This is a genomic window from Variovorax sp. WS11 (assembly GCF_010499245.1).
Classification (GTDB): domain Bacteria; phylum Pseudomonadota; class Gammaproteobacteria; order Burkholderiales; family Burkholderiaceae_C; genus Variovorax.
This window is the reverse complement of record NZ_JAAGOW010000004.1, coordinates 469,889-491,928: the sequence shown is the minus strand read 5'-3', so window position 1 is coordinate 491,928 and position 22,040 is coordinate 469,889. Positions and strand designations below refer to the sequence as shown.

The window sequence follows — 22,040 nt, the reverse complement described above, 5'->3', positions numbered from 1 at the left end:
AAGTCATTCGACGATGTTTGATGAAAACTTCAAGCAAACTGAAGTCTCGCGATAGCGCGGAATGCCCGACGTTCGCGCACTCGTTCTAGAGTTCAAAGAGCGCCGCAGCTCCCATGCCTCCGCCCGTGCACAGGGTCACCACGACGCGCCTGGCACCTCTGCGCCGGCCCTCGAGCAACGCGTGCCCCACCATGCGGGCGCCGCTCATGCCATAGGGGTGGCCGATGGCGATGGCTCCCCCATTGACGTTGTACTTGGCAGGGTCGATGCCCAAGCGATCGCGGCAGTAGAGGGCCTGGCAGGCGAACGCTTCGTTCAGCTCCCAGAGATCGATGTCCTCGATGCGCAGCCCGTGCCGTGCAAGCAGCCGAGGAACGGCGTGAACGGGCCCGATGCCCATCTCCTCCGGTTGGCAACCAGAGACGGCCATGCCCCGGTAGACGCCCAACGGGGTGAGGCCGCGACGCTCGGCAAGCCGGGCCTCCATCAGCACGCAGGCCGATGCACCGTCGGACAGTTGGCTCGCATTTCCGGCGGTGACGGTGCCGCCCTCGATGACCGGGCCAAGGGCGGCGAGTCCCGCACCGGTGGTGTCGGGCCGATTGCCTTCGTCCCTGTCGAGCACGACCTCGCGGCGCGTGAGGTCGCCGGTGACCTTGTCTGTGATGGTCATCGAGGTGGTGAACGGAACGATCTCGTCGTTGAAGCGGCCGCTCGCCTGAGCCGCTGCCGTGCGGCATTGCGATTCGAGGGCGAAGGCATCCTGCGATTCGCGAGAGATGCCGTACCGGCGTGCGACGAACTCGGCGGTCTGCACCATGGGCATGTAGGCATGCGCCGCATGAGTGATCACCCGCGGATCGCGCGTGCGCGACACCGACTCGAAGTAGGCTGCCTGCTCGGCCGTGATGTTTTCCTGTCCTCCGCCCAGGACGACATCCATCCCGTCGACCATGATCTGCTTGGCGGCCGTCGCGATCGCCATCAAGCCGGAGCCGCACTGTCGGTCAAGTGTCTGGGCTGCGACCGTCACGGGCAGCCCCGCCGCCAGGACGGCATTGCGCGCGACATTCATGCCCGCGGTGCCGCTCGCCAGCACCGTGCCGATGACGGCATCCTCGATCTCGGCGGGATCGACCGCGGCTCGCTGCACCGCGTGAGCAATGACGTGGCCGAGCATGGAAGGCGAGCGGGTGTCGTTGAGCGAGCCCTTGTAGGCCCGTCCGATGCCCGTGCGGGCGGTAGAGATGACGACGGCTTCCCTCATCGGGGCCTCTCACAACTGGAAATCCGACGGCCTTCGACCGACAGCTTGTCGAGCAGCGGAGAAGTCGTCCAGTAGCCATGAGGGTTGCCGCGCGCCTTCGCATAGTGCTGGAGGCGCTGCGCTACTTCATGCAGTCCGATGCTGTCGGCCATGAACAGAGGGCCGCCGCGTTGCGCGGGGAATCCATACCCTGCCGTCCATACCACGTCGATGTCGCTGCCCCGGCAGGCGATGCCCTCCTCGAGGATCTTCGCCCCCTCGTTGATCATGGGGTAGAGCAGGCGCTCGACGATTTCGCGCTCATCGATCGCCGGCCGCCGCGCGATGCCGTGCCGGGCGGCCAACTCGATCGAGATGCGTTCGGTCTCGGGATCCGGCAGCGCGGTGCGACCTTCGTAGCGGTAGTAGCCGGCGCCCGTCTTCTGTCCGTGCCGGCCGCTCTCGTAGAGGGCGCGCACGAGGGCGCGATAACTGGCGTCCGGTGGCAAGCCCCCCGACTTGGCGTATTCGATGACCGTGCGAGCCCCCACATCCACGCCCGCCAGGTCGAGCATGCGGCACGGCCCCATCGCCATGCCGAGCGCCTCGACCGCAGCGTCCACCTGGGCGGGTGATGCGCCCTCCATCAGCAGGAACTCCGCCTCGCGCATGTAGACCTCGGCCATCCGGTTGCCGATGAAGCCGTAACACACCCCCGAGACAACGGCCGTCTTGCCGATTCGCCGAGCAAGCGCCATCACGGTGGCGAGAACGTCATGCGCCGTCTCGCGCCCGCGCACCACTTCCAGCAGCTTCATGACATGGGCCGGACTGAAGAAGTGCATGCCGACGACGTCTCGCGGCCGCCCCGTCGCCGCCGCCAGGCGGTCGACGTCCAGCGTCGAGGTGTTCGTGGCGATGATCGCGTCAGGCCTGCACAGCGCGCCAAGGCGTTCGCAGACCCTTTGCTTGAGGGCGAAGTCCTCGTAGACGGCCTCGACGACGAGATCGCAGTCGGCGAGCGCTGCATCGCCGAGGTCGGTGTGCAGCAGCGCCATGCGGGCTGCGACCTCGGTGCCACTGATCCTTCCCTTGGCTGCGCTCGCCTCGTAGAGCGAGCGGATGATCGAGACGGCGGTGTCGAGCGCCGCCTGGCTGGCGTCGACGAGACGCGTGGGCAGCCCGGCGTTGAGAAAGTTCATCGCGATGCCGCGCCCCATGGTCCCGGCCCCCAGCACGCCGATGGAGTGGAGCTCGCGGTGCCGGATGTCGCGCGACAGGCCGGGGATCTTCCAGGTGCTGCGGCGCGCGAAGAAGAGATGCCGCAGGGACTGCGACTGCGGCGATGTCCGCAACGCCTCGAAGAGGCTCGCCTCGATGGCCTCGCCCTCGGCGAAAGGCAGCAACGATGCTTGCACGGCCCGCACGATGGCCACGGCTGCCGGGTTCGACGGCTGGCGATCGCAGGCTTCCGCAGCGGCCGCCTCCAGCCGTCGGGACAGCTTTTCGTCGGGCGCGATGCGCACCACGCTCAGGCGGCGAAGCGAACAGTGCGTTCGTACCCATTCCTCGCCGAGCGCGATCGCGCCTGCCAGCGCATCCGGGACCACGCGATCGACGATGCCGGCCGCCAGCGCTGCTGCACTGCCCAGCGTGCGACCGCTCGATATCAGGTCCAGGGCCAGCTCGGGCCCGACGAGCCGAGGCAGGCGTTGCGTACCGAGTGAGCCGGGAAGAAGGCCCAGCTGGACCTCCGGGAAACCGAACCGGGTGCCGTCCGCCGCGACGCGTCCATGGCAGGCCAAGGCGAGCTCGAATCCGCCGCCGAGCACCGAGCCATGCAAGGCGGCGACGACGGGACGGGCCTGCGCCTCGATGCGCGCGAGGATGCCGTTGAACGGCGCGGGAGAGAAGTCCGGGCGATCGAAGCCGGCGATGTCGCCGCCGGCCGCGAAGGTGCGCCCGTCGCAGGCGATGACGAGTGCCGCCAGCTCGGTCCGGGCCTCCCAGGCGTCCAGGGCCTGGCCCAGCTGCGCGACGACGTCCGCCGAGATCGCGTTGACCGGTGGGTGGTCGATCACGATGACACCGAGGCCGCTTCTGGCCTCCAGTCGAACCTTCATGCCACCCCCTCTGTTTCGAGCGCTCCGCGGGCCCCGCTGGCCGTTGCGTGAAATGCCTGCAGCAGCGTGCTCCTCTTGGCGGCGACGGTCGCCATGGTCGCTGCCTTCACATGACCGAAACCGCGGATCCCGTCCGGCAGGCTGGCCAGCGCGACCGCTGCGGCCAGGTTGTCCTTGCGCAAGTGCACCAGCATCTCGCGAACGGTGGCCTCGTACTGGTCGATGAGTGCGCGCTCGGCGCGCCGCTCTTCGGTGCGGCCGAACGGGTCGAAGCGGGTGCCGCGAAGGCCCTTCAGCCGCGCGAGCACGCGCATCGCATGAAGCACCCAGGGCCCCCATTCCGCCTTCCGGGGCTGTCCGGTGACGGGGTCGCGGCGTGCGAAGAGCGGGGGCGCCAGATGAATGCCGAGCCGGCTCTGGCCGTCGAACTGCGCGCGCAGCTTCTCCATGAAGTCCGGCCGGGTATAGAGCCTCGCGACCTCGTACTCGTCCTTGTAGGCCATGAGCTTCGCGAAGTTGTGGGCGACCGCCCGCGACAGCGCGTGATCGCTCGCGCCAATGGCCAGTTCTGCCGAGAGCGATGCGTTCAACAGGGTGCGCCACCGGCTTGCGTACCCCGCATCCTGATAGTCAGTCAGCAGGCGGGTCCGATGGGCGATGAGCTCGTCCATCGACAGCTCGTCCGGGGAACGCTGCGCCGGCAGGCGCGGCAGGGCCGCCTGCTCGACCCGCTGCGGATGGGCGACCCAGAGCCGCCCGGCCTCGAACGCGCGCCGATTCATCTCGACCTGCACGCCGTTGAGGGCCATGGCCTGTTCGATGGCCTCGAGTCCCACCGGCAGCCATCCGCGCTGTGCGGCCACGCCCAGGAGGAACATGTTGGCGGCGATGGTGTCGCCGAAGAGCGCGAGCGCCAGGCCTGTCGCGTCCACGAAGCTCGTGCGAGGCCTTGCAAGCCGCTGAAGCACCTTGCGTTGCAGAAGATCCCGGTCCACGCGGGCCTCGCGGTCCGTCACGAACGCGGCTGTTTCCTGGATGCGGCGGTTGCCGACAAAGCGCGTCGTGTCGCCGAACGTACGGAACGACTCGTCGCTCAACGCCGCGACCATGTCGAAACCCAGGACCAGGTTGGCGTCGCCTTGCCCGAGCCGTTGACTGTGGATGTCTTCCGGTCTCTCGGCGATCCGCAGGTGACTGAAGACCGCGCCGTTCTTCTGCGACAGGCCGGTCATGTCGTAGGAGGAAGGCGCCTTGTGCTCGAGGTAGGCCGCCATCCCCAGGATGGCACTCACGGTGACGACGCCCGTGCCGCCGATGCCCGCCATCATGACGGACCAGGTGCCTCCGAGGATGGGCGCCACCTCCGGCCGGGGGAGGGAGCGCAGGAGATCCGTGGGAAGCTCGACTTTTCCGGCGTCCGCAAGCCGGGCCCCATGCACCGTGACGAACGACGGGCAAAAGCCCTGGACGCAGCTGAAGTCCTTGTTGCAGGCCGACTGGTTGATCGTGCGCTTGCGCCCCAGCTCGGTCTCCAGCGGCTCCACGCTCACGCAACCGGATTGCACGGAGCAGTCTCCGCAACCTTCGCAAACGTCCGGATTGATGTACACGCGCCGATCGGGGTCTGGATACTCGCCCTTCTTGCGCCGGCGACGCTTCTCAGCGGCACAGGTCTGGTCGTAGATCAGAGCGGTGCAGCCAGGCTGGTCGCGCAGCTCCTTCTGCACGCGCTGCAATTCACGCCGATCGAGCAAGTCGACCGATCCCGGCAGTGCGTGTCTGCCCGCATAGCGGCCCACATCTTCCGTCAAGACCACCACGCGCTTGACCCCTTCGGCCAGGATCTCCTGCGCAAGATGAGCGACGTCGAGCTGGCCGTCCACCGGCTGGCCGCCGGTCATCGCCACCGCGTCGTTGAAGAGGATCTTGTAGGTGATGTTGACGCCACTCGCGACAGCGGCGCGGATCGCGAGGATGCCGGAATGGAAGTAGGTGCCGTCACCGAGGTTCTGGAACACATGCCGCGTCTTCGAGAATGGCGCCAGGCCGACCCAGTTGAGACCTTCGCCGCCCATCTGCGTGCTCAGGTGCGTGCGTGGCTTGGCCCACATGGCCATGCCATGGCAACCGATGCCCGCGATGGCCTCGCTCCCCTCCGGCAGCGCGGTCGAGGCATTGTGCGGACAGCCTGAGCAGAAATAGGGCAGCCGCCTTTCCGCGGCCGGCGTGATCTCGATGATGGCGCGGCGGTAGGATCTCAGCCCCGCCACCCGGGCTGCCAGCGCTTCGTCCGCCATCCCGAGTGCCTCGAGGCGCGTCGCGATGGCAAGCGCCACCTCGGCGGGCTCCAATGACCTCTCCGAGGGCAAGAGGACATGGCCCGCGAGATCGTGCTTGCCGGTGATGGCCGGGCGGGCCGGCGCGTTGTACAGCAGCGCCGCCGCCTGCAGTTCCATGAAGGCCGCCTTCTCCTCGACGAAGAAGAGCTCTTCGCGACCGGCGGCAAATTCGCGCAAGCCGAGCGGTTCGAGCGGCCAGATCATCCCCGCCTTGTAGACGGCGACACCGAGCGTCCGGGCCCGTTCGGCGTCGATGCCCAGGATGCGAAGCGCCTGGCGGACATCCTGATGCGCCTTGCCGGCCGTGACGATGCCCAGCCGGCCCGCGCCACCGAGCGTGACGGTATCGAGCCGGTTGGCGCGCGCGAAGCGGTACACCAGCGGCAGCCGGTGTCGGTTCACGATCTCCTCGTCACGCAGGGGCGCATAGCTGCCGCGGTAGTGCACGCCTTCGGGCGGCGTCAGGTCGTCCGCGGACGGCAGGGCGACACGCAACGCATCCAGGTCCAACCGTGCGATCGCCGTCTGCTCGGCCGTCTCGTTGACCATCTTGATGCCGACCCAGGATCCGCTGTAGCGCGACATCGCGTAGCCGAGCAGTCCGAACTGCAGCGTGTCCTCGACGTTGGCCGGATAGAGCACAGGAATCGACAGGCTGGCCATCGCCTGCTCGCTGTGATTGACGATGCTGGAGGACTTGCCGGGATGGTCATCGCCGAACACCGCGAGCGCGCCGCCGTGGCGGTGAACGCCCGCATAGCTGGCATGCTTGAGCGCGTCGACGGCGCGATCGACACCCGGCCCTTTGCCGTACCACAGGGAAAAGACTCCGTCCACGCGCGCCGGTCCATAGGCCTCGAGCTGCTGCGAGCCGCTGACGGCGGTGGCCGCGAGCTCCTCGTTCACGCCGGGCTGGAAGACGATGTCGGCGGCGCGCAAGGCCTTCTGCGCCTTCCACAGCGCCAGATCGAATCCACCCAAGGGCGATCCCCGGTATCCCGAGACATAGCCGGCGGTCTTCAATCCGGCGCGCCGGTCGATCTCGCGCTGCGCGAGAAGTACTCGTAGAAGCGCCTGCGAGCCACTGACGAGGACTTCCTTTTCACCCATGTCTTGCCGCGCGTCCAGCCCCTGCCGGCGCAGGTCCCGCGCATGCGCTGCGTCCGGCCGTTCTTCAGTCAATCTTTGCTCCTGATGTCTTCACGACCTTGCTCCACATGGCGAGGTCCCGCACGATGAGTTCCTTGAATTGCTGGGGCGTGCTGCCCATGGGTTCGACGCCCTGGTTGGCCAGTGCGTCGGAGAATTCCTTGCTCGCGAGGACCTTGCCGGTGGCGCTCTGCAGCTTGTCGAGCACAGGGCGGGGGGTCCCCGCGGGGGCCATCAGGCCATACCAGGCAGTCGTCTCGCAGCCGGGCACGGTCTCGGTGATGGCGGGCAATTCGGGGGCAAGCTTGCTGCGCTGGGGCGTCGCCACCGCGATGGCGCGCAGTTGCCCGCTGCGCGCCAAGGGCAGCACGCCCGGAAGGCTTCCGAAGAGCACCTGCACCTGGCCGCTCACCGTGTCGGCCGCGGCAGAGGCCACCGCCTTGTAGGGCACGTGGGTCATCTCGATGCCCGCCGAGCTCTTGAGCATCTCGGCCAGCAGGTGGTTGAGGCTGCCATTGCCCGCCGAACCGTAGTAGAGCGGCTGCTTCTTCGCGAGCGCGACCAGTTCGCCCACGGTGCTGACGGGCAGCTTCGGATTCACGACCAGCGCGTAGGGCGCCGTGGCGATCAGGCCGATGGGCTCGAAGTCCTTGATGGGATCGAAGGGGACCCTGCTGTAGAGAACAGGATTGATGGTCTGTGCGCTGCTGGCGGCCATGAGCAGCGTGTATCCGTCGCGGGGTGCCTTGGCGACGACCTCCGTGCCGATGTTGCCGCCGGCACCCGCCCGGTTCTCGATCACGACCGGCTGGCCGATCTGTTGACCGAGGTATTGGGCGAAGACCCGGGCAACGCTGTCGACGGCTCCGGCTGCGCCGCCCGGCACGACGATCGTGACGGGGCGGCTCGGATAGGTCTCTGCATGGGCCGTCACGGCCCCCAGTGCCGTGCACAGGGCGAGCAGGGCGGCAAGCGAGCGAACGAACATATCCTGTCTCCTTTCGTTTTGTCGAGGGGTCCCGGCCCCTGGTCTCAAGCCGGCTGCGACAGCGGCAGCCGGTCCGCGATCGCGCGGGCCATCTCCCGCGTGCCCGTGCTGCCGTCGCCGCCGAGGTCGCGGGTGCGTATGCCGGCGTCGAGCACGCCGTCGATCGCGGCGTTCAGGCGGGATGCAAGCTCGGGCGCATGCAGCGAGTGCTCGAGTGCAAGTGCGAGGCTGCTGACGGTGCCGATGGGATTGGCAAGATTCTTCCCCGCGATGTCCGGCGCGGACCCGTGGATCGGCTCGTACAGACCGCGCCGCCTGCCGGATGCGTCCGGCGCCGAGAGCGATGCCGACGGCAGCATGCCGAGCGAGCCCGAGATCATGGCGGCGCAATCCGAGAGGATGTCGCCGAAGGTGTTCTCCGTCACGATGACATCGAACTGCGTGGGCCGGCGCACGAGCTGCATGGCGCAGTTGTCCACGTACATGTGGCTGAGCTCGACATCCGGATACTCGGCGCGCCCCATCGCCGCCACCACGTCGCGCCACAGCGCGCCGCTGGCCAGTACGTTGCCCTTGTCGACGGAGCAGAGCTTCGAGCGCCGCGTGCGCGCGAGCTCGAAGGCCGCACGGGCGACGCGTTCGATCTCGTCGGAGAAATAGACGAGGCTGTCGACGCCGCGGCGGCGTCCGTCGGCCAGCGTCTCCACGCCGCGCGGGGTTCCGAAATAGAGACCGCCGAGCAGTTCGCGGACGATGACCAGGTCCGCGCCCTCGACGACCTCGGGCTTGAGCGGTGAATTGTCCACGAGGCTGCGCGCGACGCGAATCGGACGCAGGTTCGCGAAGACGCCCATCGTCTGCCGCAGCTCGAGCAATGCCGATGCGGGCCGCTCGGAAGGAGGCAGGGAGGAGAAGGCTTCGTTGTCCTCGGAACCGAAGAGAACGGCGTCGGACGCCATGGCCTCGGCCAGTACCCGGCGCGGAAGCGTCTCCTTCTGCGCAAGCCAGGCGCCGTAGCCGCACTGCGCCCGGCTCACCTCCAGATCCATCGAGGACTGGACCCATGCGATGACGGGTTCGAGGGCCGCGAAGATCTCGGGCCCCACGCCGTCGCCGGGCAGAAGAAGCAATCGTTGGGTTGGCAAGTATTTCTCCTCGGAAGAATGGATTGGAAAATCTCAGGGCCGCGTCGCGCGCCACAGCCATGGCGCCTCGCGACGCTGGCGCACTTCGAACGCATCGATGTCTGGCTGGTGCCGCAGCGTGAGCGCAATTTCGTCGAGGCCGAGGAGCAGGCGCTCCTTGCGCGTGGAGTCGATCTCGAAAGCCACGCTCTCGCCTCGCGGCGGCAGGATGGCCTGCGCGGACAGGTCGATCGTCCAGTTCGCGCCCGGCTCGCTCAGGGCGTCGCCGACAAGGCTGTTCACCTTCTCCTTCGGCAGACGGATCGCCAGCAGGCCGCTGTTGATACTGTTCTGGAGGAAGATGTCGCCGAAGCTGGGAGCGATGACACAGCGGATGCCCCATTGCACGAGCGCCCAGACCGCGTGCTCGCGGCTCGAACCGCAACCGAAGTTGTCGCCCGCGATCAGGATCGAGCCGTGGCGCCATGGCGGACGATTGAGGATGAAGTCCGGCCGCTCGACGCCGTTCGCATCGAAGCGCTTGTCCGAAAAGAGCGCGCGATCGAAACCCGTCTTCTCCAGGCGCAGAAGGTGCTGCTTCGGACACAGCTGGTCCGTATCGATGTTGTCTTCGGCCATGGGAATGGCTCTGCCCGCAAGAACGGTGAATGGCTTCATCGCGCGCCCTCCTGGTCCGCGATCGGGTACGCAAGCCGCCCGGTCAACGCCGCGGCGGCCGCGGTGGCCGGACTCACCAGATGGGTGCGGGCATCGCGACCCTGCCGCCCTTCGAAGTTCCGGTTTGACGTCGAGGCGCAGCGCTCCCCGGGTTGAAGGACATCGCCGTTCATGGCCAGGCACAGGGAGCAGCCCGGGGCCCGCCATTCGAAGCCGGCCGTGCGAAATATGTCGGCCAGCCCCTCGGCTTCCGCATGCGCCTTCACCAGGCCCGACCCCGGCACGACGATCGCCGTCACGCCATCGGCCACGTGCCTTCCTTCCACGAGCGACGCGGCCACGCGCAGATCCTCCAACCGCCCGTTGGTGCAGGAGCCGATGAAGACGTGATCGACGCGGATGTCCGCGACGGCCATGCCCGCCTCGAGGCCCATGTATTCGAGGGCGCGCTGCATGGCGAACCGGCGCGCCGGATCCGGCTGCTGGGCCGGGTCGGGCACTACGCCATCGACTGCAACGCTGTCCTGCGGTGTCGTGCCCCAGGTGACCATGGGTCGCAGAGTGTTCGCCTCGATCTCCACGACCCGCTCATAGGTCGCGCCTTCATCGCTGGGCAAGCCCTGCCAGTGCGCCAGCGCCAGGTCCCAATCCGATCCCTCCGGCGCCAACGGTCGGCCGCGGAGATACTCGAAAGTGACGTCGTCGGGGGCGATGAGGCCTGCGCGGGCACCGGCCTCGATGGCCATGTTGCAAAGGGTCATGCGACCTTCCATCGAGAGCGCCCGGATGGTCGAGCCTGCGAACTCGATCACATGACCCGTCCCTCCCGCGACGCCGACCCGCCCGATCACGGACAGCGCCAAGTCCTTTGCGCCGACGCCATGGGGCAGGCAGCCTTCCACTCGCACAAGCATGTTGGCGGGCTTGCGCCGCCACAGCGTTCGGGTGGCGAATACGTGCTCGACCTCGGAGGTCCCGATGCCGAACGCAAAAGCACCAAACGCACCGTTGGTCGAGGTGTGGCTGTCGCCGCAGACGATGACCGAGCCCGGCATGCTGTAGCCCTGTTCGGGACCGACGACGTGGACGATGCCCTGGCGCGGATCGGTTTCGTCAAAGATCGTGATGCCGTATTCCGAGGTGTCCCGATGGAACGCGTCCATCATGGCCTTCGCTTGAGGCTCCGGTGGCACGAGACCTCGGTCGCGCGTCGCGATCGTGTGGTCGATCACCCCCATCATCGTTTCGGGATGCCGCACGCGGCGATCCGAAAAGCGCAGCGCCGAGAATGCCAAGGGCGTGGCGCCCTCATGGAGGATGTGCTTGTCCACGTGGAGAAGACAATCGTCGCCGCTACGTGTGACTACATGCGCATCCCAGATCTTGTCGAACAGCGTCCGTAGGCGTTTGGAAGAGGTGGCTGGCATGGCGCCACTGTAGAGAAGGCGCCTCGAATTGAACACGACAGAAAGTTGAGGCTGGACCCACCAAATGCTGGGCAGACCCGCGCATTCCTGGCCGTGCGCCGGATCTCGACGTAGGATCGAAGCCGCAATTCTGGAAATTCATGTCCGCCCGCCGCAAGCTCCCGCCGCTCAATGCGCTCAAGGCCTTCGAAGCCGCCGCCCGCCTGGGTGGCTTCACCGCTGCCGCTGAGGAGATGTTCGTCAGCCCCGGCGCCATCAGCCGCCACGTCACCAATCTCGAGGAATTTCTGGGGGTCACTCTCTTTCAGAGAGGCCACAACGACGTTCGACTGACCGCGGATGGGGCCGACTATCTTGCGCAGATTGCCGCGGCACTGTCGGCCATCGAAAAGGCATCCAGAGGAGTGGCCACGCCGGCCCGTGACCGCAATCTCCACATCCACGCGCTGCCGACATTTGCCGAGTACTGGCTGATGCCGCGTCTTGGGAGATTTCGCGATGCGCATCCGGACGCCAGCATCCAGCTCACGAGTTCCCTGGAGGAGACCGATTGGGACACGGACAGTGCCGACGTCTCGATATACGCCAGCATCGGCGGCTGGAATGAGCGTGGCACGCATCTCTTCGACAGCGAGATCAGCCCCGTGTGTGCACCGTCGCTCGTGCAAGGCGTCACACCGATCCCGGCGGATCTCATGGGCTGGCCCTTGCTCAGTTCGATCAACAAGAGCAACGACTGGCTGCGCTGGTTCCACGCCGCGGGCTTGCAGCCGGATGCAGCGCAACCCCGCTACCTGTTCGGTTCCTCCGCAATGGCATACAAGGCCGCCATGCACGGCTTTGGCGCCGTGTGCGCTGAACTGGTCTTCGTGGAGCCGCTCCTTGTTGCGCGCAGTCTCGTGCGGCTGAGCGACTTGACGACCGTCGGATCCGGCTACTTCTTCGAGGTGCGGCCCGGCAAGAAGGAGTCATCGCTTGCCCGAGCTTTCAGGGAATGGATCGTGGCCGAGGCCGGCGAATAGTCTCCTCAGGCGAACGCGCAGGCCTGGTCGGATCCGCCTTCCGCGTCCGGGCTGTCACTGGATCGCGGCACCAGCCTGCTGCGTCAGCTCCTTTTGCCGCTTGCCGTCCGCCTCGGCCCATCGGGCAAACTCGCTCGCGTTGGCGCTCGGCGCCGGCTCGTTGCCGCCGGCGGCCAATTTCGCCCTGAGCTCCGGATCGGACAGGATCTTGAGCGTCGCCGCCGCGATGCGGTCGACGATGGCCCGGGGAAGGTTGGCCGGTCCATACAGACCGAGTCCGTAGGTGTAGTCATAGTCGGGCACACCGGCTTCGGCGACAGCCGGAAGATCGGGGAACAACGGCGACCGCTCCCTGGAGGTGACGGCGATCATCCTCACCTTGCCCGTCTTGGCCAGGGGGAGGACAGAAGGCGGCGTCGCGAAGGTGACCTGAGCATCGCCGGCAGCGACGGCCTGCACCGCCAAGGCCCCACCCTTGTACGGCACGTGCGTCATCCTGACCCCGCTGGCATTGACCAGCAGCAGCCCTGCCAGGTGCGTGGGCACGCCGGCGCCGGACGATGCATAGAAGATCTGCCTGGGGTCGGCGCGAGCGCGAGCCAGCAGCTCTTCAGTGGATTCGATGCCGCTGGCGGTGTTGACAGCGACGATCAGCGGAGAACGAACCAGCCCCGCGATCGGCGTGAAGCTGGCACCGCTGTAAGTGACTCCCTTGTAGAGCACCTTGTCCGCCCCGTAGTGGCCGCCGGTGCTCAAGTACAGCGTGTAACCGTCAGGCGCCGCACGCGCTGCGAACGCCGCTGCGATCGAGGTACCTGCGCCCGGCTTGTAGTCATGGATGACAGGCTGCTGGAGTTCGCGTCCGAGTGCCTCCGAAATGAGGCGTGCGACGCCTTCGGCACCACCGCCAGGCGGGAAGCCGACGACCAGCGATATCGGCCTGTCCGGATACGTTTGCGCGACCGAGAGCCCTTGCAGCCCGGCAAGCACCAACGCGATCCAGATTCGAAGCAGTCCCATGTCAGTTCCATCTACAGAAATCGGCACGCCTCTTCGAATGCAAGCCGCGGGCTGCGCGGGAAGAGCTTCTCCGGATCCCCGGCGCCCAGCGTGCACAGGAAGTTGGTCCTCACCGGGGTGCCCGCCCACATCGCTTCGTCGACCTTGGCCACGTCGAAGCCGCTCATGGGTCCGCAATCGAGCCCCAACGCGCGCGCGGCCAGGATGAAATAGCCGCCTTGCAGGCTGCTGTTGCGAAACGCGGTCTCCGCCACCTTGCTTGGATTGTTCGCGAACCACTGACGCGCATCGGTGTGCGGAAACAGCCTCGGCAAATGATCGTAGAACGTCATGTCCATGCCGATGATCGCCGTCACCGGCGCCTGCCGCACCTTCTCGGCATTGCCTGGGCTCACGCAGGCGATCAGCCGCTGCCGGGCTTCGGGCGTGCGCACGAACAAGAAGCGCGCTGGCGAGCAGTTGGCCGATGTCGGCCCCCATTTGACGATGTCGTACAGCTGGCGCAGCGTGTCGTCTGCAATCGGTACGTCCCGGTAGCCGTTCTGCGTACGGGCTTCGGTGAAGAGTTGTTCGATGGTGAGGTTCATCGTGTGCCCTGTTCGTGTGAGGCGGAAGCGGCGGCCCGGCCCGCCGCCTCGAGCGTCGGCTTGACGCTCTCCAGCGCGCCGCCGCCGTCGCATGGGATGACCGCGCCCGAGATGTAGCCGGCATGCGGCGAGCCGAGGAAGAGCGCGAGGTTCGCGATGTCGTCGAGCGTGCCCAGTCGCTTCAAGGGCACCGCGTCGACTGCGGCACGCCTCGCCTCGGCGCTGGGGGCCATCAGCCGCCGCACCCCCTCGGTGCCGTCGATGGGGCCGGGCGATATGGCGTTGATGCGCAGGCCCTCGGAACCCCACTCGAGAGCGAGGATGCGAGTGAGCTGATCGACGCCGGCCTTGGCTGCACCGCAGTGCGCCTGGTAGCGCATCGGGATGCTCGCCTGCGGTGCCGTGATGTTGATCACCGAACCGCCCGGGCGCCGCAGGTGCCGGTGGGCCTGGCGCAACACGTGAAAGGTGCCGACGAGGTCGATGTCCACCACGGTCCTGAAGCCATTGGAGGACATGCTGCTGGCCTCGCACAGGAAGTTGCCCGCCGCACCAGACACCAGCACGTCAACGGGACCGAAGCGTGCGACGGCGTGCTCGAAGGCCTGGCCAACGGCGTCGAAGTTTCGTACGTCCGCACACACGCCGAGCACCTGTGCGCTCTGCTCTTCGAGGAGGGTCACTGCGGCATTCACGTTGTCCTCGCTGCGGCTGGCAACGGTGGCCGCCGCGCCCTGGCGCGCGAAGGCCTGTGCCACACCGAAGTTGATGCCCGTGGTTCCGCCGAACACGAAGACGTGACGGCCGCTGTAGTCGAGGTTGATCTTCATTTCAAGGCTTCAGCAGGATCTTGCCGATGGATTCACGAGACTCCATCATCTGGTGCGCGCGCGGCGCCTCCGTCAGCGGCAGTCGGGTGGTGATGGCCGGCGCGATCCTGCCATCGGCGAGCAACGCGATCACCGCCTTGCATGCGTTGTCGCGGACCTGCGGCATCTTGTCGAACACGTGCGTGCCGATCACGCGCAGCGCCGGGCTTCGGTCGATGTTCGCGCGCATGCCGCGGAACAGGTCCACGTCGGGCATGCCGCCGAGCGCGGCGTAGGAGACGATCAGGCCGAGCGGCGCGAGCATCTTCATGTCCTCGACGAAGGAGTTGCCGGCAAGGTGATTGAAGACAATGTCCACCCCTCGCCCCTCCGTCAGCTCGAGCACCCTTTCAGGCAGCGGCCCGTTCTTGTAGTTCAGCGCATGGTCGACGCCGCGTGTCTTGAGGAACGCGCACTTCTCGTCGCTGCCCGCGGTGCCGATCACGGTCGAGCCATCCAGCTTCGCAAGCTCGGCCAGGGCGGTGCCCATGCCGCCGGACGCGCCGTGGAGCAGCACGCAACGGGTTTCCGCGCCGCGCGCGCCGTGGTGCAGGAGCAGCCAGGCCACGATGTAGTTGAAAAGCGATGCGGCTTCGTCCAGATCGATGCCGGGCGGCAGCACCCAGGGCGCCTGTTCGCGCACTGCCACGTACTCGGCGTACAGGCCGCCCGCGAAACCCATGTCCCAGCTCGTGAAGAACACCGGCTGATCGTTCTTCAGGCGCGACGACCCGTTGGCGTCGACCACATGGCCGCTCACTTCGTTGCCAGGAACGTAAGGCAGCTTCGGCATCCACGGGTAGCGGCCGCTGCGCACGAGCAGATCCGGAAACGCGACGCCGATCGCATGGGTCCTGACCAGAACCTCGCCCGGCTTGAGCACGGGCGTGGGCACTTCGATCACTCGCAGGACTTCCGGACCACCGGTCTCGGACATCTGTACTGCTTTCATATCGGGAACTCCTTGATGAAGATGGCTGACCGCGGTGTGTCAGGGCTTGAGAAGAATCTTTCCCATCGACTCGCGCGACTCGAGCATGCGATGGGCCTCGCCGGCCTGCGCCAGCGGCAGGCGCGCCTGGATCGCCGGTGATATCTGCCGCTCGGCCAACAGGTCGATCACCGCGGCGCAGGCCTCATGCAGCACCTTGGGCGTCTTTCCGAACACATGGGTGGCGATCACGCGGATGGCGGGACTGCGGTCGATGTGCGCGCGCATGTCGGTGAACAGGTCGCGATCGGGCATGCCCTCCAACGCTGCGTACGAGACGATCAGTCCCAGGGGCGCCAGCATCTTCATGTCCTGCACAAAAGTGTTGCCGGCCACATGGTTGAAGATGATGTCGGCGCCCCGGCCTTCAGTGATCTCCAGCACGCGTTCGACCACCGAATCGGTCCGGCTGTCGATCGCGTGGGCCACACCGCGCTCGCGCAGGAAGGTGCATTTGGGCTCGCCGCCGGCGGCGCCGATGACGGTCGACCCGGCGAGCCGGCAAAGCTCGGCGAGCGTCGTTCCCATGCCACCGGCCGCGCCGTGCAGGAACACCGTGCCGGTCTCGGCGCCGCGCGCACCGTTGTGCAGCAGGATCCAGCCGACCAGGTAGTTGAACAAGGTGGCGGCATCGTCCAGGTCCACCCCCTCGGGCAGCAGCCAGGGCGCCTGCTCGCGCACGACGATGTATTCCGCGTACAGCCCGCCCGCGAAGCCGATGTCCCAACTGGTGAAGAACACCGGCTGGCCGTTCTTCAGTCGGCTCGAACCGTTGGCGTCCACCACGTGTCCGGTGGCCTCGTTGCCCGGCACGTAGGGCATCTGCGGCATCCACAGGTGCGTGCCGCTGCGCACCAGCGTGTCGGCGTAGGAGACGCCGATCGCGTGAATCTTGACCAGCACCTCGCCCGGGCCGGGCGTGGGCATCGGCCGCTCCACGAGTTTGAGGACCTCGGGCCCGCCGGGCTCCCTCATCTGGACGGCTTTCATGCAACGGCTCTCCTTTCGGGAATGGGTGTGGACCGGGCTTCGGAATGGCCTCCGAGGTAGGCGCGCGCGAGGCGATCGCTGCCAACGGCCTGCTGCCAGTCGACGCCATGCAGCTCGTCGATCACGCGTCCCATCGCCATGACGTAGGCGCGCTCGGTGGCAGCGGCTGCGATGCGCACGTTCTGCTCGATGAGGAGCAGGCCCACGCGACGGCTGCGCAGCGTGTCAAACACCACCTGGATGTCCTTGAAGACCTTGGGCGCCAGGCCCGTGGACGGCTCGTCCATGATCAGCAGGTCGGGCTGCAGCAGCAGCGCGCGGCCGATGGCCACCATCTGCTGCTGTCCGCCGCTGAGAAGTTGAACCCGCTGCCGGCGCCTCTCGTCTAGGATGGGAAACAGCGCCATCACCTCGTCCAGGCTGAAGCGCCGATGGTCCTTGCGCGTTCCGAGGCCGTGGCGCTCGGCAAGCACCAGGTTCTCGCGCACCGTCAGTTCCCCGAAGAGATGCCGGCCCTCCAGCACCACGGCGAGTCCGCGTGCCGGCCGCTGCGTGGCCGGCGTCGCACCCAGGTCCGTACCGTCTTTCGCGAGACGGCCGCCGGTCGCGGGAATCAGCCCGCACAAGGCGCGCACCAGCGTCGTCTTGCCGGCACCGTTCGGGCCCACCACGGCAACGGCCTCTCCCGCCTCGACCCGCATCGACACGCCCTGCAGGATGGTGAGCGCGCCATAGCCGGCGCTCAACGAATCGATGGTCAGCATGGCATCAGGCGCCGAGGTAGACATCGCGCACCCTGGAATCGTTCTGCAAGCTCGCCATGTCGCCGCTGACCAGCAACTCGCCGTTGTAGAGGAGGTGCGCGGTGTCGACGCTGCCCATGAGCTCCATGTCGTGCGAGACGAGCAGGATCGCAATGCCGTCGTCGCGCAACTGGCCGATCCAGTGTTCCAGGGTCCTGACCTCGTCGTCGTTCAGGCCCGACGAGGGCTCATCCAGCATCAGCAGCCGTGGCTTGCCCACCACCGCACGGGCGATCTCCAGCACTCTGCGCTGGCCCGCGGGCAGCGTCTTGGTCGGCGCATTGCGCAGCGGCCACAGTTCGAAGCGCGCGCAGACCTCGCTGGCTGCCTCCTGCATCTGCCGCCGCGCGCGCCGCGCATCGGGCAGCGCAAGCATCTCTGCCAGCATGCCGGCTCCCTCGGTCTTGGCGCAGCCGGCCATGATGTTCTCCAGCACCGTCATGGATTCGAAGACGCGTGGGGTCTGGAAGGTACGAACCAGTCCGCCACGGCTGCGTCCCTCGACCGGCACGCCGGCCATGCAGCGACCGTCGAATCGCACCTCGCCGGCCAGCGGATGGATGTAGCCCGAGATCAGATTGAACAGCGTGGTCTTGCCCGAGCCATTGGGGCCGATCAACCCGACCAGGCCGCCATGCGGCACCTCCAGGTTGACGTTGCTCAGCACCTTGACGGCGCCAAAGCTGTGGCCGAGGCCGCGCACCTGCAGCAAGGCGGATTCAGCCATGAAGCCTCCGCCTGAAGGCTGCCGCCAGCAAGCCGAACAGCCCGTTCGGCAGCAGCACCACCACCGCGGTCATCGTGAGGCCGAACAGGATCTGGTGTACATCGCCGAGCCGGCTCAGGAAGTACGGGACAAAGCTGACGAACAGCGCACCGACCAGCATTCCGCCCGTGGAACGCATGCCGCCCAGCACCGGCACCAGCAGGAAGATGAGCGATTTCGTCAGCCCGAAGCTGTCCACGCTCACGAAGCTGGCGTAGTGCGCGAACAGCGATCCCGCGAGGCTGCCGAGCATTGCGCACAGTGCGAATACCGCCGTGCGCATCGCCCGCAGCCGGATGCCCAGGCTGACGGAGGCCTCGCCGCTGTCGCGGCCGGCGCGCAGAAGCAGGCCGGTTTGCCCGTGAATCAGGTTGTGCGCCATCCAGGTGACGGCGAATGCCACCAGCCACACCAGGTAGTAGAACTTCGGCGCGCTGTCGATCGCCAGGCCGAGGAGCACGGGCTTGGGTATGCCGCCGATCCCGAGGCTGCCGCCCGTGAGCCAGTCCCATTCGAAGAACAGCGTGTAGCCGATGATGCCCAGCGCCAGTGTTGCCAGCCCGAGGAAATAGCCGTGCAGGCGCAGGATGGTCCAGCCCAGCACGCCCGCGATGGCCGCGGCGATCGCGATCCCCACCATCGCCCCGACGATGATCGGCATTCCGCGGGTGGACAGCGCGGCGCTGGCATAGGCGCCGATGCCGAAGAACAGCGCCTGACCCAGGTTGACGATGCCGCATTGGCCGAGCGCCAGACCGACGCCGAGGCCGGCGATGTAGTAGAGGCCGGTGAAGACCAGCAGGTCGGTGAAGGCGTGCGAAAGCACCAGCGGCAATCCCGCCCACAGCAGCATCACCGGCACAACCCAGGCGGGCGAGATGGACTTGACGGGCTTCATCTCAGCCCCCTGCCCGACCGGCCCGGCCGAGCATGCCGTGCGGCAAGGCTATCATGATGACGATCAGCAGGCTGAAGGCGATCACGTCCTTGTAGCTCGAGGAGACAAAGCTGATCGCGAACGCCTCGAGGAGTGCAATCGTCAGTCCGCCGACCACCGCGCCCAGAGGATTTGCGAGCCCGCCGAGGATGGCAGCCGCGAAGCCCTTCAGCGTCAGGCTCATGCCCACGTGATAGTCCATCGCCACCAGCGGCGCGACCAGGATGCCCGCAAACGCGCCGAGCAGACCGCCCATCGCAAAACTCAAGGTGCGCATCCGTCGGACGTCGATGCCGATCGTGGCCGCGCCTTCCGCGTCGATCGATGCCGCCATCATCGACAGGCCGAGCGTCGTGTGCCTGTAGAACAGCTGCAGGCCCACGGTCAGCGCCAGACCGCCACCGACCAGCCATGCCGCGTGCTCGACCAGCACCGCATCCATCAGCAGGAACACCCGGTCGCCGCCCAGCGCCGGCAGGCCATAGCTGTCTCGCCCGAGGAAGAACAGCAGCGCAGCCGAAAGCGTCAGCGCCACGCCGATGGTCAGCAGCAGGTAGGACTCTTCGCCCGCACCGCGTTGCTTCATGCGGCGCACGAAGAAGATATCGATCGCCGCGCAGATCAGCGCGCCCGCCAGCCCGCCGCCGAGCACCGACAGAAGGTACGGAACGCCGGCCTGGCTCAGCAGCAGCACTGCAGTGATCGCGCCGATCACGGCGCAGTCGCCCTGCGCCGCATTGATGACGTGACTGCCCTTGAAGATGACGGCCAGGCCCATGCCGACCAGGGCATAGACGAAGCCGTTCGTGACGCCGGCAATCAGCGCCTGAATCAGCAGGCTGGTGGTCATGGGACGTCTACTCGTGCGAATGCGTGAAGAAACGCTCGGGAACCTGCGCCCCCCAGGGACCGTTGGCGCTCTCGATCGTGCCGTCGAGCACCCCGCGGAAGTCGGCGTTCATGCGGTCGGTATCGGTCCAGTGTTCGTACATGAAATCGAACGGGTCCATCCAGTAATCGAAGATCTGGGCGCCGTAGACGTGGCGCCCGACTCCCCAAACGCTGTCGTGTGCACGCGCCTTCATGTGCTCGTGGCCGAGCATCAGGTCATCGAAATCCTGGACCTCGAACGCGACGTGGTTCAACCCGGAGCTTGGGCCGTGCTGGAGCAGGAATACATGATGGTCGACGTACTCGGCGCCGCGATCGAGGCGGTTGAACGACAGCACGATCTCGTTGTCCGGTCCCCGGACTTCGTCGCTGAGCAGGAGACCGAGCGTTTCGCGGTACCAGGCCAGCATGGGCGCCATGTTCGGGCTTGCGAGCACGCCATGTCCCAGGCGCAGCACCCTGGCGGGCCCCTTTTCGTGGCGCGCCGGGGTGCCCGCGCGGCGCAGCCCGTCCCTGGCGTCGTTGAGGGGCTGGCACCGGCAGTCGATCGGCTGCACGCGTTCGATGCCATGCACAACCTCGATCGTGTTGCCGTCGGGGTCCTGGATCCGGACACGTCGGCCACCGCCGGGCTCCTCGATGGTCTCCACGTCAGAGGCACCGAGCAGTCCTGCAATTCTCCTCAGGTCGTCCTCGCTTCCGGCAACGAAAGCCAGCGAGAGGAATTTCGAAGGTCCGAGCTCGGCCACATAGATGTGATGGTCGCCGCACGCCCCTCGCATGTAGAGCGCCTTGTCGGTGCGCGCGGATCGCAAGAGCCCGAAGTCGTTCATGAACGCCTCGGCTCTGTCGAGATCGGGTACCCGCACCCGCGCGTAGGCCAGGTCGGTCGCTTTGATGATGGGCATGATGATGTCTCCGCCGGCGCTCAATCGGCAATCCTGACGTCGACCGGCACGAACTTGCCGCCCACCAGCTTCGAGAAGACGAGTTGCGAGGGACGCAGTCCGTTGAGATCGTCCGCCGCAAAGTCGTACTCGTAGCTCACGCCATCGAACTTGCTGCGGATCGCGGCGCACAACTGGGCCCCCGTGGCGTTCGGGCCGACCCGGCGCACCAGTTCCGAGGCGATCTGCACCGCATCCCAACCGATCAGCGCCGGACCCTTGGGCAACGCGCCGTATTCCTTGCGGTACATCTCGACGAAGGGCTTCTGCCGCGCCGTCGGCGATTCCGAGACGATGTATTCGGGCAGCACGATGTTGTCGGCAGCGCTGCCCATCGCATTCACGGCCTCGTACGACGCTGCCGTCGCGGCGCCGATGATGGGTTGCGTCATCTGCAGTCGGCGCAGGTCGCGGTACGGCACCGCCGTGTTCGCGATCACCGCCACCACGTCGGGCCGTGCGGCCTTGAGCTTGGCCGCCTGGGTGGTGGCCTCCGTCGCGCCCTGCTCGAACTTCTCGGCGCCGACCAGTTCTATGCCGTAGGCCGGCGCGTGGCGCTTCAGCTCGTTGTAGACCAGCGTGCCCCATGCCGAGTCGTACAGAACGCCCATCTTCTTCAGGTCTGCGCCGCGCGCGTAGCCGAGAAACGCCTTGGCATTGACGTCCTGGCTCCAGGCCAGGTGGACGACGCACTTGCGCTCGCGCTCGATGGTGGCGCCGATGCCCGACAGCGAGATCTGCGGCGTCGGCCCGGCGCTTGTGACGCCGCCCACGGCGATGGAGCTTGCCGTTGTCGTCAAGGCGATGACGACGTCGACCTTCTCGCCGCGCACCAGCTCGTTCGCATGCGTCAGCGCGGTGTCGGGGTTGGTTGCGTCGTCGCGAAGCAGCAGCTGCACCTGCCGCCCGCCGGCCGCGTTGAGCTGCTTCTGCGCCAGGAGCGCACCGCTGCGCGCCGCGGTGCCGAGCGCCGCGGCCGGGCCGGTGGCGGCGACGATCACGCCGAGTTTCAAGGGCGGCTGCTGTGCCTGCGCCGACAGCGCGCAGGCGAACAGCGAGGCGGCCACCAGGACCGCTGCTGGATGGGGGAAGGCTGTCATGGTTTGTCTCCGGTACTTGTTCGTCTTCGGCGTTGCTCGATGT

At 67.1% G+C, this 22,040-nt stretch carries 19 protein-coding genes; 1 reads left to right on the top strand and 18 read right to left on the bottom strand.

Going from position 1 to position 22,040, the window contains the following annotated elements; translation table 11 throughout:
* Nucleotides 1-85 precede the first annotated feature (85 nt).
* The 7 genes from GXN78_RS31720 to leuC are packed head-to-tail and all read right to left on the bottom strand — an operon-like array spanning nt 86 to nt 11,074.
* On the bottom strand, nt 86-1,267 hold the full coding sequence (locus GXN78_RS31720; RefSeq protein WP_106554563.1) for an acetyl-CoA C-acyltransferase: 1,182 nt from the start codon (nt 1,265-1,267) through the stop codon (nt 86-88).
* Entirely contained in the window at nt 1,264-3,369 is a 2,106-nt protein-coding gene (locus GXN78_RS31715) for a 3-hydroxyacyl-CoA dehydrogenase NAD-binding domain-containing protein (protein WP_106554564.1), read from the bottom strand. The genes GXN78_RS31720 and GXN78_RS31715 overlap by 4 nt, the downstream gene beginning before the upstream one ends.
* Nucleotides 3,366-6,890, bottom strand: coding sequence for an indolepyruvate ferredoxin oxidoreductase family protein (locus GXN78_RS31710; protein WP_106554565.1), 3,525 nt, complete (start codon nt 6,888-6,890; stop codon nt 3,366-3,368). The genes GXN78_RS31715 and GXN78_RS31710 overlap by 4 nt, the downstream gene beginning before the upstream one ends.
* Nucleotides 6,883-7,845, bottom strand: coding sequence for a tripartite tricarboxylate transporter substrate binding protein (locus tag GXN78_RS31705; protein WP_106554566.1), 963 nt, complete (start codon nt 7,843-7,845; stop codon nt 6,883-6,885). The genes GXN78_RS31710 and GXN78_RS31705 overlap by 8 nt, the downstream gene beginning before the upstream one ends.
* A gap of 44 nt (nt 7,846-7,889) precedes the next feature.
* Nucleotides 7,890-8,990 (bottom strand): 3-isopropylmalate dehydrogenase, encoded by a 1,101-nt coding sequence (gene leuB, locus GXN78_RS31700; protein WP_164256009.1) that lies wholly within the window; start codon nt 8,988-8,990, stop codon nt 7,890-7,892.
* A 33-nt stretch (nt 8,991-9,023) separates the two neighbouring features.
* Nucleotides 9,024-9,647: a 3-isopropylmalate dehydratase small subunit gene (gene leuD, locus GXN78_RS31695; RefSeq protein WP_106554568.1), complete on the bottom strand. Its 624-nt coding sequence runs from the start codon at nt 9,645-9,647 to the stop codon at nt 9,024-9,026.
* Nucleotides 9,644-11,074 carry a 3-isopropylmalate dehydratase large subunit gene (leuC, locus tag GXN78_RS31690; protein ID WP_106554569.1) on the bottom strand — a complete coding sequence of 477 codons (1,431 nt, stop codon included), beginning with the start codon at nt 11,072-11,074 and terminating at the stop codon, nt 9,644-9,646. Before leuC ends, leuD begins: the two co-directional genes overlap by 4 nt.
* 140 nt (nt 11,075-11,214) lie before the next feature.
* On the opposite strand from leuC, the gene GXN78_RS31685 reads away from it, so the two are divergent.
* Entirely contained in the window at nt 11,215-12,096 is an 882-nt protein-coding gene (locus GXN78_RS31685; protein ID WP_106554570.1) for a LysR substrate-binding domain-containing protein, read from the top strand.
* 54 nt (nt 12,097-12,150) lie between these two features.
* Here GXN78_RS31685 and GXN78_RS31680 read toward each other — a convergent pair whose 3' ends face one another.
* From GXN78_RS31680 to GXN78_RS31630, 11 genes are read right to left on the bottom strand one after another with little or no spacing between them, the layout of a single operon-like run.
* Complete coding sequence (locus GXN78_RS31680) at nt 12,151-13,086, bottom strand: tripartite tricarboxylate transporter substrate binding protein (protein ID WP_343231041.1); 936 nt, start codon at nt 13,084-13,086, stop codon at nt 12,151-12,153.
* Between the two features lie 41 nt (nt 13,087-13,127).
* On the bottom strand, nt 13,128-13,703 hold the full coding sequence (locus tag GXN78_RS31675) for a malonic semialdehyde reductase (RefSeq protein WP_106554572.1): 576 nt from the start codon (nt 13,701-13,703) through the stop codon (nt 13,128-13,130).
* Nucleotides 13,700-14,533, bottom strand: coding sequence for an SDR family oxidoreductase (locus GXN78_RS31670; protein WP_106554573.1), 834 nt, complete (start codon nt 14,531-14,533; stop codon nt 13,700-13,702). The genes GXN78_RS31675 and GXN78_RS31670 overlap by 4 nt, the downstream gene beginning before the upstream one ends.
* Nucleotide 14,534: 1 nt before the next feature.
* On the bottom strand, nt 14,535-15,524 hold the full coding sequence (locus GXN78_RS31665) for a zinc-binding dehydrogenase (RefSeq protein WP_106554574.1): 990 nt from the start codon (nt 15,522-15,524) through the stop codon (nt 14,535-14,537).
* 39 nt (nt 15,525-15,563) lie between these two features.
* Entirely contained in the window at nt 15,564-16,553 is a 990-nt protein-coding gene (locus GXN78_RS31660) for a zinc-binding dehydrogenase (RefSeq protein WP_106554575.1), read from the bottom strand.
* A complete protein-coding gene (locus GXN78_RS31655; RefSeq protein ID WP_106554576.1) occupies nt 16,550-17,317 on the bottom strand; it encodes an ABC transporter ATP-binding protein in 768 nt (255 codons plus the stop codon). Before GXN78_RS31655 ends, GXN78_RS31660 begins: the two co-directional genes overlap by 4 nt.
* 4 nt (nt 17,318-17,321) lie before the next feature.
* Entirely contained in the window at nt 17,322-18,083 is a 762-nt protein-coding gene (locus GXN78_RS31650; protein ID WP_106554577.1) for an ABC transporter ATP-binding protein, read from the bottom strand.
* Nucleotides 18,076-19,020: a branched-chain amino acid ABC transporter permease gene (locus tag GXN78_RS31645; protein WP_106554578.1), complete on the bottom strand. Its 945-nt coding sequence runs from the start codon at nt 19,018-19,020 to the stop codon at nt 18,076-18,078. The genes GXN78_RS31650 and GXN78_RS31645 overlap by 8 nt, the downstream gene beginning before the upstream one ends.
* A gap of 1 nt (nt 19,021) precedes the next feature.
* Entirely contained in the window at nt 19,022-19,909 is an 888-nt protein-coding gene (locus tag GXN78_RS31640) for a branched-chain amino acid ABC transporter permease (protein WP_106554579.1), read from the bottom strand.
* Between the two features lie 7 nt (nt 19,910-19,916).
* Nucleotides 19,917-20,858 (bottom strand): VOC family protein, encoded by a 942-nt coding sequence (locus tag GXN78_RS31635; RefSeq protein ID WP_106554580.1) that lies wholly within the window; start codon nt 20,856-20,858, stop codon nt 19,917-19,919.
* A gap of 20 nt (nt 20,859-20,878) precedes the next feature.
* Nucleotides 20,879-21,997 (bottom strand): ABC transporter substrate-binding protein, encoded by a 1,119-nt coding sequence (locus tag GXN78_RS31630; RefSeq protein ID WP_106554581.1) that lies wholly within the window; start codon nt 21,995-21,997, stop codon nt 20,879-20,881.
* Between the last annotated feature and the right edge of the window lie 43 nt (nt 21,998-22,040).